The organism is Streptomyces sp. NPDC086835 (genome assembly GCF_044745705.1).
Taxonomy (GTDB): domain Bacteria; phylum Actinomycetota; class Actinomycetes; order Streptomycetales; family Streptomycetaceae; genus Streptomyces.
On sequence record NZ_JBIVAU010000010.1, the window covers coordinates 198,433 to 214,347 of the forward strand.

The window sequence follows — 15,915 nt, forward strand, 5'->3', positions numbered from 1 at the left end:
CGGGACACTCGAGCCGTTCTATCGTGCTGATGTATCGAGTCGATACATCAGCACGGCATACACGACCGGGACGGGCGAGGGAGGCGACTGTGAGCAGGCGCTCCGGCATCCTCGAGTTCGCCGTCCTCGGTCTGCTCCGCGAAGCCCCGATGCACGGTTACGAGCTGCGCAAGCGGCTCAACACGTCACTGGGGATCTTCCGGGCCTTCAGTTACGGGACCCTCTACCCCTGCCTCAAGACGCTGGTCGCCAACGGCTGGTTGATCGAGGAACCGGGAAACGCTCCCGAGGACGCCCTCGCAGCCTCGCTCGCCGGCCGGCGCGCCAAGATCGTCTACCGGTTGACGGCGGAAGGTAAGGAGCACTTCGAGGAGCTGCTCTCCCACACCGGCCCGGACACCTGGGAGGACGAGCACTTCGCGGCCCGTTTCGCCTTCTTCGGGCAGACGGAGCGCGAAGTGCGGATGCGGGTGCTGGAAGGCCGCCGCAGCCGGCTGGAAGAGCGTCTGGAGAAGATGCGTGCCTCCTTGGCCCGCACTCGCGAGCGTCTCGACGACTACACCCTCGAGCTGCAGCGGCACGGCATGGAGTCCGTGGAGCGTGAAGTGCGCTGGCTGAACGAGCTCATCGAGAGCGAGCGGACAGGGCGGGATCAGAGATCCTCGCCCGAGAGCACCGCGCAGCAGGACAACACATCTGGAGCGACGGGCGGCCTGCCCCGGCACAGGGGTGCCGAGTCTTCCGGAGGGACGCCTCCCGATGACTCCACCCCGCCGGATCCGTCCGACGACCCCGCCAAGTGAAGCCCCGCGCACCGCAGGGTTTCATCCGGAACATCGAGAACACACAGGGAGCAACCGCCAATGGGTTCGGTTCGCGTAGCCATCGTCGGCGTGGGCAACTGCGCCGCCTCGCTGGTGCAGGGCGTCGAGTACTACAAGGACGCCGACCCGGCCGGCAAGGTGCCGGGTCTGATGCACGTCCAGTTCGGCGACTACCACGTCCGTGACGTCGAGTTCGTGGCCGCGTTCGACGTGGACGCCAAGAAGGTCGGCCTCGACCTCTCGGACGCCATCGGCGCCAGCGAGAACAACACCATCAAGATCTGCGACGTGCCGAACACCGGCGTCACCGTTCAGCGTGGCCACACGCTCGACGGTCTCGGCAAGTACTACCGCGAGACCATCGAGGAGTCCGCCGAGGCGCCGGTCGACATCGTCCAGACCCTCAAGGACAAGCAGGTCGACGTCCTGGTCTGCTACCTGCCCGTCGGCTCCGAGGACGCTGCGAAGTACTACGCGCAGTGCGCCATCGACGCCAAGGTCGCGTTCGTCAACGCTCTCCCGGTCTTCATCGCCGGCACCAAGGAGTGGGCGGACAAGTTCACCGCGGCCGGTGTCCCGATCGTCGGCGACGACATCAAGTCGCAGGTCGGCGCCACCATCACGCACCGCGTGATGGCCAAGCTCTTCGAGGACCGCGGCGTCATCCTGGACCGCACGATGCAGCTGAACGTCGGCGGCAACATGGACTTCAAGAACATGCTCGAGCGTGAGCGCCTGGAGTCAAAGAAGATCTCGAAGACGCAGGCCGTCACCTCGCAGATCCCCGACCGCGACATGGGCGAGAAGAACGTCCACATCGGGCCGTCGGACTACGTGGCCTGGCTGGACGACCGCAAGTGGGCCTACGTGCGCCTCGAGGGCCGTGCCTTCGGTGACGTCCCGCTGAACCTCGAGTACAAGCTCGAGGTCTGGGACTCCCCGAACTCGGCCGGTGTCATCATCGACGCCGTGCGCGCCGCGAAGATCGCCAAGGACCGGGGCATCGGCGGCCCCATCCTCTCCGCGTCCTCGTACTTCATGAAGTCCCCGCCGGTGCAGTACTTCGACGACGAGGCCCGCGAGAACGTCGAGAAGTTCATCCAGGGCGAGGTCGAGCGCTAAGCGTTTCCACCTGCCGTCGCGGAGGGTCCCCGGGTCGTACGCCCGGGGACCCTCCGCGTGTGTGACCCTTGCTCGCATGCCCGTCGTACGTGATCTGCGCGTACTCCTGCGCCTCGCCGACTTCCGCCGGCTGCTGACCGTGCGCCTGCTCTCACAGGCGGCCGACGGCGTCTATCAGGTCGCTCTCGCCACATACGTGGTCTTCTCCCCGGAACAGCAGACGTCTCCGGCCGCGATCGCGTCCGCCATGGCCGTCCTGCTCCTCCCCTACTCCCTGGTAGGTCCGTTCGCCGGGGTACTGCTCGACCGGTGGCAACGCCGCCAGGTGTTCCTCTACGGGAACCTGCTTCGTGCACTCCTCGCCTGCTGCACTGCCCTGTTGATCCTCGTTTCCGTCCCCGACTGGCTCTTCTACGCCTCCGCGTTGTCGGTCACGGCCGTCAATCGTTTCGTTCTGGCCGGGCTCTCCGCAGCGCTGCCCCGCGTCGTGGATTCCGAGCACCTCGTCATGGCCAACTCCCTCTCGCCCACGGCGGGGACGCTTGCTGCGACGGCCGGCGGCGGTCTCGCCTTCCTTGTGCGACTGGTCGCCTCCGACTCGGACGCTGCGGTGGTCCTGTTCGGAGCGGCGCTCTACCTCGGCTCGGCCCTGGCTTCCCTGCGGATGGGCAGGGAACTGCTCGGACCGGACCCTGACGTGGTTCAGCCCCGTCTGGGGGCCGCGATCGCCTCGACGGCGCGGGGACTGCTCGAAGGGCTGCGATACCTGAACCAGCGGCCCGCGGCGACCCATGCGCTCGCCGCGATGACGCTGCTGCGCTTCTGCTACGGAGCGCTGACGGTGATGGTGCTCATGCTGTGCCGCTATTCCTGGTCCACCGACGAGTCGGACGGACTGGCACTGTTGGGCCTGGCCCTGGCCGCCTCGGGCGCCGGTTTCTTCGCGGCGGCCGTGCTGACCCCGTGGGGGATCGGGAAGCTCGGCCGGTACGGATGGATGGTCGCCTGCGCGGCGGCTGCCGCAGTCCTCGTACCTTCTCTGGCACTGCCGTTCCAGCCTGGCCCGATGCTTGTCGCGGCCTTCCTGCTCGGGCTCGTGACCCAGGGGGCGAAGATCGCGACGGACACGGTGGTGCAGACCTCCGTGGACGACGCGTTTCGCGGTCGGGTCTTCTCCCTCTACGACGTGCTGTTCAACGTCGCCTTCGTCGGCGCGGCGGGCGTCGCCGCGCTGATGCTTCCCCCTGACGGCCGGTCGGTTCCGCTGGTCCTGATGGTGGCGGGGATCTACGCAACGGCAGCCGCAGGCCTGGTGCGTTGGGGCCGTGCCGCTTGAGTGCTATAGCGTGCCCGCGTCAAACACCGAGAGCACTTTCCCAGGGGGAACCCCGCATGACCTATCCGCCGCAGCAGGGACAGAATCCCTACGGGCAGCCGCCGCAGCAGCCGCAGCCGGGCTACGGCTACCCGCAGCAGCCGCACACCCAGCAGCCCCAGCCTGGTTATGGACAGCCTCAGCCACAGCAGTGGGGCACAGCACCGACGCCGCCCCCTGCACCCTCGCGCGGTGGCCTCAGCCTCAAGAAGAAGTTCCAGATAGTCGTCGGCGTTCTGGCAGTCATCGCTTTCGCCGTGTTCTGGTTCATGGGCCGAGACGATGCCGACACAGCGAAGGCCGGCGACTGCCTCAAGAACAGCGGGAGCGACATCAACCCGGATCTGCAGGTCGTCGACTGCGGCGGCACCGAGGCGGCCTACAAGGTGGTCTCGGTGCACAGCGACACGACGGACCAGAAGGTCTGCGAAGGTAAGGCCGACATCGGCTACTACGAGCAGACCAGCGGTCGGCGCAGCTCCGGCAAGTCGTTTGTGCTCTGCCTGAACGAGATCAAGAAGTAGCCGCTCCTGGGGAGCTTGTTTCACGTGAAACAAGCCCACTCGACTCGTGTCGACGGCGCGATGTTTCACGTGAAACATCGCGCCGTTTCACGCTCAGGCCTGCTTGGTCCACCACTCCTTGAGCGCCGACACCGCGGCGTCACGCTCCATCGGCCCGTTCTCCAGTCGCAGCTCGAGAAGGAACGCGTACGCCTTGCCGATCACAGGGCCAGGGCCGATACCCAGGATTTCCTGAATCTCATTGCCGTTCAGGTCAGGCCTGATGGCATCCAGCTCCTCCTGCTCCTGGAGCTGGGCAATGCGGTCCTCAAGACCGTCGTAGGCGCGTGAGAGGGCTGCCGCCTTCCGCTTGTTCCGCGTGGTGCAGTCGGAGCGGGTCAGCTTGTGGAGGCGGTCCAGAAGCGGGCCGGCGTCGCGCACATACCGCCGCACAGCGGAGTCGGTCCACTCGCCGGTTCCATAGCCGTGGAAACGCAGGTGCAGTTCCACGAGTCGTGAGACGTCCTTGACCATCTCGTTCGAGTACTTCAGCGCCGTCATGCGCTTCTTGGTCATCTTCGCGCCCACCACCTCGTGGTGATGGAAGGAGACCCGACCGTCCTGCTCGAAGCGGCGAGTCCTGGGCTTACCGATGTCGTGCAGCAGTGCGGCGAGCCGGAGCACCAGATCGGGCCCGTCCTCCTCGAGGGCGATGGCCTGGTCCAGCACGGTCAGCGAGTGCTCGTAGACGTCCTTGTGCCGATGGTGCTCGTCACTCTCCAGACGGAGCGCCGGCAGCTCGGGCAGCACATGGGCGGCGAGGCCGGTGTCGACGAGGAGCGACAGCCCCTTGCGGGGGTGTCCGGACAGGAGCAGCTTGTTGAACTCGTCACGCACCCGTTCGGCGGAGACGATCTCGATGCGCTCCGCCATGGCCGTCATGGCGGCGACGACATCTGGCGCCACCTCGAAGTCGAGCTGCGCGGCGAACCGGGCGGCCCTCATCATCCGCAGCGGATCATCGGAAAAGGACTCCTCGGGAGTCCCGGGCGTGCGCAGGACCTTCGCGGCAAGGTCCTTGAGACCACCATGGGGATCGATGAACTCCTTGGCCGGCAGCGCCACGGCCATCGCGTTGACCGTGAAGTCACGCCGGACAAGGTCCTCCTCGATCGAGTCGCCGTAGGACACCTCCGGCTTACGTGACGTCCGGTCGTATGCCTCCGAGCGGTACGTCGTCACCTCGATCTGGAAAGGCTGAACCGCGTCACCGACACGTCCGGCCTTCTGAGCACCGACCGTGCCGAAGGCGATACCGACGTCCCACACCGAATCCGCCCACGGGCGGACGATCTTCAGCACATCCTCGGGACGGGCGTCCGTCGTAAAGTCGAGGTCATTGCCGAGCCGACCGAGCAACGCATCACGGACCGACCCTCCGACCAGGGCAAGACTGAATCCGGCATCCTGGAAACGGCGCGCCAGGTCGTCGGCGACGGGTGACACCCGCAGCAGTTCGCTCACCGCGCGGTGTTGCACCTGGCTCAGGGCAGTGGGGTTGTCTTCATTGGCGTTCGGCACAACAGAAAAGGGTACGTGCCCGGGCCGACCGGGTCGTCCCTGTTTCCGGCGCCCCGCCGGTCCGTCCGATCTTGTGGGGCACTCCGCGGCACTTGAACACAGCGGGCCTCGTTACCATGCGTGGACGCAAGAGCAGAGAACCACCAAGGACAGCAGACGACGAGGGACGGGCGAGCGCGTGGCCGAGGCGGCAGACTTCCAGGGGATGCGTAGTTCTCCTGCGCGCCGGTGGCTGCGTCGCACAGCCTCCCTGATCACCGGCGTGCCACTCCTGACGGGACTGTTGTGCGTCCCGGCCGCACCCGCGGCACAGGCCGCGGAACCCACCGGATCCCGGACCGTGGATGTGTCGCTGGACACGGTGACGCCGGAAGCGCCCGGGCAGGACGACACGATCACGGTCTCGGGGACCGTGGTCAACGAGAGCCGGCGGACGATCACCGGCGCACACGTCGATCTCCGGGTGGGCCCCAAGCTGGCCGGCAGAACAGCCATCGACCGGGCCGCTGAGAGGACCGGCTACACCTACGGTGTGGACGGCCCGACGGTCGACGACAAGTACAGCGTCGAGCTTCCGAAGCTCGCCTCGGGCATCAGTTACGACTTCAAGCTCTCGGTGCCCGCCGACGAACTCGATCTCGACGACAACGGCGGCGTCTACGAGCTCGGGGTGTCCCTGACGGGGCAGACCTCGAGCCAGTCCTTCGAGCGCGTCCTCGGCATCGAGCGCACCTTCCTTCCCTGGCAGCCGGAGGCCGCGGAGAAGAAGACACGGCTCACCTATCTCTGGCCGCTGATCTCCTCGACCCACCTCACATCGGAAACCGGCTCGGACGAACAACAGACCCCCGTCTTCGAGGACGAGGCGCTGGCGGCCGAGCTTGCTCCCGGCGGACGGCTCGACCAGTTGGTGTCACTCGGCAAGGAGCTGCCGGTCACCTGGGTCATCGACCCCGACCTTCTGGCCACCGTCGACGCCATGACAAGGAGCTACGAGGTCAAGAGCGGGGACTCCACGGTCGCCGGCAGGAACCAGGCCGTCGCCAAGCGATGGCTGAGCTCTGTCGAGGCCGCGGTACAGGGCAAGAAGGTGGTTGCCCTGCCCTTCGCGGACCCGGATCTCGCCTCGCTGGCGCACAGGGGCAAGTCGGTCTCCGGTTCACTCAGCCATCTACAGCCGGCCACGCAAGTGGCGGAGATCACAGTGGAGACGATTCTCCATGTGAAGCCCTCCGTCGATTTCGCCTGGCCGGTGGACGGCGCGATCGACTCGTCGATCGTGGACGTGGCCACCTCGGCCGGCGCCCACAAGGTGATCGCACGGAGCGACAGCCTCCAGGACAACCTGCCGTACACCCCCACCGCGGCCCGTCCCATCGGTGGCGGCACCACGGCCGTGGTCGCCGACACCCGCCTGTCGACCGCCTTCCAGGGCGACATGACGGACGCCGGCGACTCCACGCTCGCAGTACAGAAATTCCTGGCACAGTCGCTGGCCCTCACCCTCCAGGACCCCGAGAAGCAGCGGAGCATCGTCGTCGCCCCGCAGCGCGTGCCCACGGTGGCCCAGGCCCAGTCCATGGCCCGCGCCCTGCGTGCCCTCGAGCCCAAGCGCTGGACACAGCCGCTGGACCTGGTGGCGGCGGCGTCCGCCGAACCGGACGCCGAGGCGAACACCAAGGTGCCCAGTGCTTCCCAGTACCCCGCCCGGCTGCGCCGGCAGGAGCTGCCTGTCCAGGCCTTCGAGGACATCAGCGCGACGCAGAGCACACTGGACAAGTTCAAGGTCATCCTCACCTTCGCCGACCGGGTGGAAGCCCCCTTCGGCAGGGCCATCGACCGTGAGCTGTCGACGGCGTGGCGGGGCAAGCCTGAAGCGGCTCAGCGCTACCGCGACGAGGTCCAGTCCTATCTGCGGAGCCTCACCGAAGAGGTCCGGCTGATCGAGAAGTCGGATGTGACCCTGTCCGGTCGCAGTGCGACCATCCCGGTCACGGTGCAGAACCAGCTGGTCCAGGGCATCGACGACCTTGTGCTGCGGCTGAAGTCCAACAACCCGAACCGTCTCCACCTCGATGGGGACAAGGGCATGGCGGAACAGCCGATCAAGGTCGAGGGAGGCCACAGCCAGTCGGTGAAGTTCCCGGCGGCCGCCAATGCCAACGGTCAGGTCCAGATGACCGCGCAGCTCTTCACGAAGGACGGCACGCCGTACGGCCCTGAGATGTCGTTCACGGTGAGGGTCTCCGAGATCACTCCGACCGTCATGCTCGTCCTCGCCGGCGGTGTTCTCCTACTCGTCCTCGCAGGCGTCAGGATGTACACCCAGCGCAAGCGCGCTGCCGCCGCTGAGACCGCCGATGCCGGTGAGCCCGGGCCGTCGGACACGTCGGACACCGAGGGTGGCAGCAGCGGCTCGGATCCAGGGCAGCCGAGTGACCTCGCCCCTGACACCGGACCGGAAAGCGGCAACCCGTCCGGCGCTGGTGAGAAAGTGGACCGTTGAGCGATGTCGTGGCCGGTCGGCCGGGGACGATGAGGTGGGGTAGTCATGAACGCGCCGTACGACGGTGACCGCGGTCAGGGCGCGGGCGGTGACCCGGCAGGCTCCTTCCTGCCACAGCAGCCCTCGTCGGACCCGTATGCGCAGGACCCCTATGTCCAGGACGCCTACGCCCCGGATCCTTTCCAGGCTCAGGACCTCTCCGCCCAGGACCCGGTGAACGAGGCGCTCTACGACCGGTCCGCGCACCCCCCGCCGCCCCCGGGCACCTACCAGGAGCCGCAGCCGCTCTACCAGCAGCCCGCGACGCCCCAGTACGCCCCGGACCCCCGCATCTGGGCACAGACTCCGCCGCCGGAGCCCGACGGCCCTTCCCGCCACCTCCCGTACGGCGACGACGCGCGGACCACACAGTTCACCGGGGTCGACGACCTGGTCACGCGGGCCGGCGAGGAGAAGCCGGAGCCTGACGCGTTCGCTCATCTCTTCAAGGACCAGCAGTCCTCGGTACCGCCGCCCGCTCCCGAACCGATGCCGGCGCCGCCTGCCCCCAAGAAGCCCGCGGGCCGGGCCACGGGTCTGCTGAAGTCGAGTGCGGTGATGGCGGCCGGAACCCTGGTCTCCCGCCTCACGGGCTTCGTACGCAGTCTCGTGATCACCGCCGCCCTCGGCGCCGCGCTCCTCGGCGACACGTTCACCGTCGCATACACGCTGCCGACGATGATCTACATCCTCACGGTCGGCGGCGGGCTCAACTCCGTCTTCGTTCCGCAGCTGGTCCGTGCGATGAAGAACGACGACGACGGCGGCGAGGCCTACGCCAACCGACTGCTCACGCTGGTGATGGTGGCGCTCGGCGCGATCGTCGCGGTCGCGGTCTTCGCGGCACCCCTGCTGATCCGGCTGATGTCGGACACGATCGCGAGCGATCAGGCGTCCAACAGCGTCGCGGTCACGTTCGCCCGCTACTGCCTGCCCACGATCTTCTTCATGGGCGTCCATGTGGTCATGGGGCAGATCCTCAACGCCCGCGGCAGGTTCGGCGCGATGATGTGGACCCCGGTCCTGAACAACATCGTCATGATCACCACCTTCGGGCTGTTCATCTGGGTGTACGGCACCTCCGCCGAATCCCAGATGGGTGTGCAGACGATTCCCGCGGAGGGGGTCCGGCTGCTGGGCATCGGGACGCTGCTCGGTCTTGTCGTCCAAGCGCTGGCGATGATCCCGTACCTGCGGGAGACAGGCTTCCGCTTCCGTCCCCGGTTCGACTGGAAGGGTCACGGGCTCGGCAAGACCGTGAGGCTGGCCAAGTGGACCGTTCTCTTCGTCCTCGCGAACCAGGCGGGCGTTCTGGTCGTCACCCAGCTCGCCACGGCCGCGGGTGAGGCGTCCGGAAAGCAGGGCGCGGGCTTCATCGCCTACACCAACGCCCAGCTGATCTGGGGCATGCCGCAGGCCATCATCACCGTCTCCGTCATGGCTGCCCTGCTGCCGCGCATCTCCCGCGCAGCCCACGACAACGATCCCGGTGCCGTCCGCGACGACATCTCCCAGGGCCTTCGCAACTCGGCCGTCGCCATCGTTCCGGTGTCGTTCGCGTTCCTCGCGCTCGGCCTGCCCATGTCGACGCTGCTCTTCGCCTCCACGGGTACCGAGGCGGCCCGGGGCATGGGCTTCATCCTCATGGCCTTCGGACTCGGCCTCATCCCGTACTCCGTGCAGTACGTGGTGCTGCGTGGCTTCTACGCCTACGAGGACACCCGGACGCCCTTCTACAACACGGTCATCGTCGCCGTCGTCAACGCCGGTGCGTCCGCCCTCTGTTACGTGCTGCTGCCCGCCCAGTGGGCCGTCGTCGGCATGGCCGCCTCCTACGGCCTCGCCTACGCCGTCGGTGTCGGCGTCGCCTGGCGGAGGCTCAAGAACCGTCTCGGCGGCGATCTGGACGGCGCCCACGTCATGCGCACCTATGCCCGGCTGTCCATGGCGTCCGTCCCCGCGGCGGTGGCAGGTGGCGCCGTGGCCTACGGCATTCTGATGGGACTCGGCAGCGGCGCGGGGGGGTCCGTGGTCGCGCTCGTGGTGGGCGGCGTGGCGCTGCTGGGCGTCTTCTTCGTGGCTGCGAAGCGGATGCGGATCGAGGAACTCAACGCCATGGTCGGCATGGTCCGTGGCCGACTCGGCCGCTAGACGCCGTCACAAACACGCCGACGACCGACTGCGGGCCGGTTCCGCACAACCATCGTCGGACCCCGTGTGTCGTGCATAGCGTCGGACTGTGGGCACAATTGGCATGGCTGTTGGACATGGCGCAACGGATGGGGAGGCAGGAACGACGGTGGCGGAACGTAGCACGGCTGCCGTCGACGTGGCCGACAACGGCGGGGACGAACCGCTGACCGCGAAGGCGGGCAAGGCCACGACCGACGGGGCGGCAGACACTCAGGCGGCAGAGTCTCCGGCAGCGGGCTCTCAAGGCGCGGCGGAAAAGGCCGCGCTCGACAGGGACGGCGAACGGCAGGGCGGCGAACCGTCCTACTCGACTCCCGAACTTCACAGCGGCCACAAGCTTGCCAGACGCTATCGGCTCGAAGAGTGCGTCACCCGTCTGGACGGTTTCAGCAGTTGGCGCGCCGTCGACGAGAAACTCCGGCGTGCCGTCGGCGTGCACATCCTGCCGGCCGACCACCCCCGAGCACGCTCGGTTCTGGCAGCCGCCCGGTCCTCGGCCCTCCTCGGCGACCCCCGGTTCGTCCAGGTCCTCGACGCGGTCGAGGAGAACGACCTCGTCTACGTCGTGCACGAATGGCTGCCCGATGCCGTCGAGCTGACCGCTCTCCTGGCCGCCGGCCCGTTCGAGCCGCACGACGCGTACCAGCTCGTCGACCAGGTCTCCCAGGCGATGGCTGCCGCCCACCGGGAGGGACTCGCCCACCTGAGGCTCACTCCCGGTGCTGTGCTGCGTACCTCGACAGGGCAGTACCGGATCCGCGGACTGGCGGTGAACGCCGCCCTGCGCGGCATCTCCGTCGACGGCCCCCAGCGCACCGACACAGAGGCCATCGGTGCCCTCCTGTACGCGGCGCTGACGCAGCGCTGGCCGTACGAGAACGACGCGTACGGCCTCACCGGCCTCCCCAAGGGAGTCGGCCTGGTCGCTCCCGACCAGGTCCGGGCCGGTGTCCACCGCGGTCTGTCCGAGCTGGCCATGCGGGCCCTGGTCAACGACGGCGCCACCGCGTCCCGCCAGGAGCCGCCCTGCACGACACCTGACGAACTGGCCAAGGCCGTCGCCGCGATGCCGCGCATCCGCCCGCCGGAGCCGGCCTTCACGGCGCCGCCCGAGTACCAGCGCACCACCTATCAGCAGGGCAACTACGCCCGCCCCGCGGCCATGCCGGGAGCCGGTGCCACCCAGCCGACGCCGACCCCGCCGCCGCCCCTGCAGACCCGCACGGGCAAGGCCCTCAAGTGGGCCGTATCGGCACTCCTCATTGCCGCTCTCGGACTCGGTAGCTGGCAGGTCGCCGACAAGTTGCTGGACAACCGCAACGGCTCGGAGGAGCCCAAGACCTCGGAGACCGAGATCACGAACCAGGACGGGGACAAGCCCGCCGCACCCGTGCCTCTCGCCATCCAGGACGCCCAGGAGTACGCACCGGACGGGGCGCCGCAGAACGCGAACAACGTCGGGGCCACTCATGACTCGGACAGCACCACCTATTGGCGGAGCCGGAGCTACTTCGACGGACCGGATCTGGTGCCGTCCGTGAAGCAGGGCGTCGGCATCGTCTACGACCTCGGTTCCGACAAAGACGTCGCCGGCGCGTCCATAGCGTTGCGCTACGGCGGAGACCACACCACCATCAGCGTCTACGCCGTTGATTCGCTGAATCCGTCCGGTCCGGTCGGCTCCATGAAGCAGATCGCAACCGGACGTACCAGCGACTCCACTCTGAAGGTGACCGCCAAGGCGCCGGTGAAGAGCCGGTACGTGCTGCTCTGGATGACGGCGATGCCGTACTCGCCACAGGACGAGTACAGCGATCCGGGCTACAAGCAGGGCATCACGGACGTCGCCTTCACCGGCTGACACGGAGGCATGGGAGGGGGCTCACCGTTGGACGACGCGACACTCGGAGACGTAAGCGACCAGGATCTGCTGGCACGCCACGTCGACGGGGACCCGGACGCCTTCGGCGAGCTCGTGCGTCGCCATCGTGACAGGCTGTGGGCCGTGGCGCTGCGCACCTTGGGGGACCGTGAGGAGGCCGCCGACGCGGTTCAGGACGCTCTCGTATCGGCCTTCCGCGCGGCGCACACCTTCCGCGGCCAGGCGGCCGTCACGACGTGGCTGCACCGCATCACGGTCAATGCCTGCCTGGACCGCGCACGGAAGGCCGCCTCACGCAAGACCTCGCCCGTGGACGACACGGAGCGTCTGGAGCAGCTCCTGGAGCCGCACGAGTCGGCAGAGGCTCCCGCCGAGCGGCACGATCTCCACCGGGAGCTCCTGGCCGCCCTGGCGAAACTCCCGGTGGACCAGCGCGCGGCGCTGGTGCTCGTGGACATGCAGGGGTACCCCGTCGCCGAAGCCGCGCGCCTTCTGGATGTCCCTACGGGAACGGTGAAGAGCCGCTGTGCCCGGGGCCGCGCACGCCTCCTGCCCATGCTCACGCATCTGCGTGGTCAGGCCGGGGATAACACCGACCTCACCATGGGAAGGAACCGGACGCCGGGGACATCCGTCCCACCGGCGTCGGGACCAAGAGAGACAGGGCCGAGTGACCCTGCGGCAGTGAAGGGCGGAGGTGGGCGCGCGTGACATCGACCGACACGACTGGGCACCCGCACGTCTCGGAAATCTCCGACCTCACCGAAGGCCTTCTCCCGCCCGCACGCACGGCCGAGGTGCGCCGTCACCTCGACGACTGTCCACTGTGCGCAGACGTGCAGACGTCTCTTGAAGAGATCCGCGGCCTGCTGGGCACCCTGCCGGGGCCTCCCCGCATGCCTGCCGACATCGTGGGCCGAATCGATGCGGCTCTGGCCGCAGAGGCTCTCCTCGAAGCCACGGCACCTGAAGATCGAGACCATGTTTCACGTGAAACAGTGCCCAGCTCGCCGGCAGCGGAGACCGCGTCGACATCTGTGCGGCCGGCAGGCCACCCCCGCGCGGCGACCGGGCCGGGGCGAAACAGCCGGGCACGTCGTCGACGCGGTGCCGTCCTGGGCGCCGTCTTCGGGGCCGCCGCAGTAGGCGTCGGGGTGATGTTCCTCCAGTCGGCCCAGACGAATTCCGCCAACGACGCCTCGGCTGCCAAGAAGGAGACGAGTGTGAGCTCCGCGGCGCGGGACAGCGCGGAGTTCTCCGGAAGCCCCCTCGGAAGTCGCGTCCAGTCGCTGCTGGCGGCCGGACCGACACAGGAGGCCGAGCCCAGGATCGAGAAGGCACCCTCCCTCCAGAGCGGTCCCGCCACGATGTCGCCCAAGGACTCTCCGGACGCCACGGTGCCTGCCTGCATTCAGCAGGGAACCGGCCGGACGGACGGCCCCATCGCCGCTGAGCGGGGCACATATGAAGGCGTCAACGCCTACCTCGTCCTGATGACACACGGCAAGGACAGCACTCAGGTCCAGGCCTACGTCGTCGATGCGGCGTGCGTGGACGGCGCGGTGAACTCGCCCGGAGAGTTGCTCCTTACGGAGTCTTATCCCCGCCCTTGAGACATCGTCTGTGCCGCTCCGGTCTCACGGGAATGCACGCCCCGTAGGATCCGTTGGGTGGGGTGAGAGTCCATGAACCCGCCCCGTAGGCAGTAGGCAGTCTGCAGAGACGAGGAACACACCCGTGAGCGACGTCCGTAACGTGATCATCATCGGCTCCGGGCCCGCGGGCTATACAGCGGCGCTCTACACCGCGCGGGCATCGCTTCAGCCCCTGGTGTTCGAGGGAGCTGTCACCGCCGGCGGTGCGCTGATGAACACGACCGAGGTGGAGAACTTCCCGGGCTTCCGCGACGGCATCATGGGGCCCGACCTCATGGACAACATGCGCGCCCAGGCCGAGCGCTTCGGGGCCGAGCTCGTGCCCGACGACATCGTCTCCGTCGACCTCACCGGCGACATCAAGACCGTCACCGACACGGCCGGCACCGTTCACCGCGCCAAGGCAGTGATCGTCACCACCGGCTCCCAGCACCGCAAGCTCGGCCTCCCCAACGAGGACGTGCTCTCCGGCCGTGGTGTCTCCTGGTGCGCGACCTGTGACGGCTTCTTCTTCAAGGACCAGGACATCGCTGTCGTCGGCGGTGGCGACACGGCGATGGAGGAAGCCACCTTCCTCTCCCGCTTCGCCAAGTCCGTCACGATCATCCACCGACGCGACACCCTGCGGGCCTCCAAGGCCATGCAGGAGCGGGCGTTCGCCGACCCGAAGATCTCTTTCGCCTGGGACAGCGAGGTCGCCGAGATCCACGGTGACCAGAAGCTCTCGGGTCTGACCCTGAACAACACCAAGACAGGCGAGAAGTCCCCGCTCGCGGTGACGGGTCTGTTCATCGCGGTGGGTCACGACCCCCGGACCGAGTTGTTCAAGGGACAGCTCGAACTGGACGGCGAGGGCTACCTGAAGGTCGACGCCCCGTCGACCCGCACCAACATCACCGGAGTGTTCGCCGCCGGTGACGTGGTCGACCACACCTACCGTCAGGCCATCACCGCCGCCGGGACCGGCTGCGCCGCCGCCTTGGACGCCGAGCGCTTCCTCGCTGCTCTTTCGGACAGCGAGAAGGCGGCCGAGCCGGAGAAGACCCCTGTGGTCTGACCCACCCTGGACCACCCCACCCCACACCCCGCAGAGAAGTAAGGAGGCCGCCGTGGCCGGCGCCCTGAAGAACGTGACTGATGACTCCTTCGAGGAGGAGGTCCTCAAGAGCGACAAGCCCGTGCTCGTCGACTTCTGGGCCGCCTGGTGCGGTCCGTGCCGCCAGATCGCGCCGTCCCTCGAAGCCATCGCGGCCGAGCACGGTGACAAGATCCAGGTCGTGAAGCTCAACATCGACGAGAACCCGGCCACCGCAGCCAAGTACGGCGTCATGTCGATCCCGACACTGAACGTCTACCAGAACGGCGAGGTCGCCAAGACCATCGTCGGCGCCAAGCCGAAGGCCGCGATCGTCCGCGACCTCGAGAGCTTCATCGGAGAGTAGAAGCGCCTCCGCTGTTTCACGTGAAACATGAATGGGCCCATCCCTCCTGGGGGATGGGCCCATTCTCGTGTTCGCAGTCAGAGAGGCCGCAGCGCCGGCTCCTTCTGCACGGCTCCCAGCAGGCGGTCCAGGGCCAGCTCCACATCTTCCTTCCAGGAGAGAGTCGTGCGCAGCTCCAACCGCAGGCGCGGATATGTGGGGTGCGGCCGGACCGTCTTGAAGCCGACCGCCAGGAGATGGTCGACCGGCAGGACACAGGCCGGTTCGTTCCACCGTGCGTTGCCGAATGCCTCGATCGCACGGAACCCCCGGCGCAGCAGGTCCTTGGCAACCGTCTGAACAATGACCCGCCCAAGGCCCTGCCCCTGATAGCCGGGCATGACCCACGCGGTCATCAGCTGTACCGCGTCGGCCGCCACGGGACTCGTGGGGAAGGCAGTGGAGCGCGGTACGTACGCAGGCGGGGCGTAGACGACGAAGCCCACCGGCACCTCGTCCACGTAGACCACGCGACCACAGGACCCCCACTCGAGGAGTACGGCCGAGATCCAGGCCTCCTTCTCGAGCTCAGGAGTTCCGGCCTTTACCGCGGCTTCACCGCTGACCGGGTCAAGTTCCCAGAAGACGCACGCACGGCAACGCTTGGGAAGGTCCGAAAGGTTGTCCAGCGTGAGCGGTACGAGCCGACGCCCCATGAAGGCTGTTCCTCACTTCCCTCGTGTGCCGCGCTGCGAGCATCTGCCAGCCTGCTCCGCTCGAGGAGGAAGCTGCTGACAAAGCCGCTCACCGCCCC

The 15,915-nt window shown here is 67.8% G+C and carries 13 protein-coding genes; 11 read left to right on the plus strand and 2 right to left on the minus strand.

Going from position 1 to position 15,915, the window contains the following annotated elements:
- Positions 1-89: 89 nt before the first annotated feature.
- The 4 genes from ACIPJI_RS28805 (at position 90) to ACIPJI_RS28820 (ending at position 3,845) form a co-directional block, all read left to right on the plus strand.
- Positions 90-803: a helix-turn-helix transcriptional regulator gene (locus ACIPJI_RS28805; RefSeq protein ID WP_356622344.1), complete on the plus strand. Its 714-nt coding sequence runs from the start codon at positions 90-92 to the stop codon at positions 801-803.
- 60 nt (positions 804-863) lie between these two features.
- Positions 864-1,946, plus strand: a complete 1,083-nt coding sequence (locus tag ACIPJI_RS28810) for an inositol-3-phosphate synthase (RefSeq protein ID WP_307707354.1) — start codon at positions 864-866, stop codon at positions 1,944-1,946.
- A 76-nt stretch (positions 1,947-2,022) separates the two neighbouring features.
- The gene (locus ACIPJI_RS28815) at positions 2,023-3,282 is read left to right on the plus strand and encodes an MFS transporter (protein WP_356622345.1); all 1,260 of its coding nucleotides are present in this window, start codon (positions 2,023-2,025) and stop codon (positions 3,280-3,282) included.
- A 56-nt stretch (positions 3,283-3,338) separates the two neighbouring features.
- Positions 3,339-3,845 (plus strand): hypothetical protein, encoded by a 507-nt coding sequence (locus tag ACIPJI_RS28820; RefSeq protein WP_307707356.1) that lies wholly within the window; start codon positions 3,339-3,341, stop codon positions 3,843-3,845.
- Positions 3,846-3,938: 93 nt separating this feature from the next.
- Here ACIPJI_RS28820 and ACIPJI_RS28825 read toward each other — a convergent pair whose 3' ends face one another.
- Positions 3,939-5,405 carry a CCA tRNA nucleotidyltransferase gene (locus ACIPJI_RS28825; RefSeq protein WP_402249703.1) on the minus strand — a complete coding sequence of 489 codons (1,467 nt, stop codon included), beginning with the start codon at positions 5,403-5,405 and terminating at the stop codon, positions 3,939-3,941.
- A gap of 178 nt (positions 5,406-5,583) precedes the next feature.
- Between ACIPJI_RS28825 and ACIPJI_RS28830 the strand changes: the two genes are divergently transcribed.
- The 7 genes from ACIPJI_RS28830 (at position 5,584) to trxA (ending at position 15,122) form a co-directional block, all read left to right on the plus strand.
- Positions 5,584-7,911, plus strand: a complete 2,328-nt coding sequence (locus ACIPJI_RS28830) for a DUF6049 family protein (RefSeq protein WP_402249705.1) — start codon at positions 5,584-5,586, stop codon at positions 7,909-7,911.
- A 45-nt stretch (positions 7,912-7,956) separates the two neighbouring features.
- A complete protein-coding gene (gene murJ / locus ACIPJI_RS28835) occupies positions 7,957-10,101 on the plus strand; it encodes a murein biosynthesis integral membrane protein MurJ (protein WP_402249706.1) in 2,145 nt (714 codons plus the stop codon).
- Between the two features lie 148 nt (positions 10,102-10,249).
- Positions 10,250-12,004, plus strand: a complete 1,755-nt coding sequence (locus ACIPJI_RS28840) for a protein kinase family protein (RefSeq protein ID WP_356622349.1) — start codon at positions 10,250-10,252, stop codon at positions 12,002-12,004.
- A gap of 27 nt (positions 12,005-12,031) precedes the next feature.
- Entirely contained in the window at positions 12,032-12,736 is a 705-nt protein-coding gene (gene sigM / locus ACIPJI_RS28845; RefSeq protein WP_356622350.1) for an RNA polymerase sigma factor SigM, read from the plus strand.
- A gap of 512 nt (positions 12,737-13,248) precedes the next feature.
- The gene (locus ACIPJI_RS28850) at positions 13,249-13,638 is read left to right on the plus strand and encodes a hypothetical protein (RefSeq protein WP_402249709.1); all 390 of its coding nucleotides are present in this window, start codon (positions 13,249-13,251) and stop codon (positions 13,636-13,638) included.
- 124 nt (positions 13,639-13,762) lie between these two features.
- Positions 13,763-14,737 (plus strand): thioredoxin-disulfide reductase, encoded by a 975-nt coding sequence (trxB, locus tag ACIPJI_RS28855; RefSeq protein ID WP_307707363.1) that lies wholly within the window; start codon positions 13,763-13,765, stop codon positions 14,735-14,737.
- Positions 14,738-14,789: 52 nt separating this feature from the next.
- Positions 14,790-15,122 (plus strand): thioredoxin, encoded by a 333-nt coding sequence (gene trxA / locus ACIPJI_RS28860; RefSeq protein ID WP_037774197.1) that lies wholly within the window; start codon positions 14,790-14,792, stop codon positions 15,120-15,122.
- A gap of 77 nt (positions 15,123-15,199) precedes the next feature.
- Here the strand turns inward: trxA and ACIPJI_RS28865 are convergent, their stop codons facing one another.
- Positions 15,200-15,817, minus strand: a complete 618-nt coding sequence (locus ACIPJI_RS28865; protein WP_402249712.1) for a GNAT family N-acetyltransferase — start codon at positions 15,815-15,817, stop codon at positions 15,200-15,202.
- Positions 15,818-15,915 lie beyond the last annotated feature (98 nt).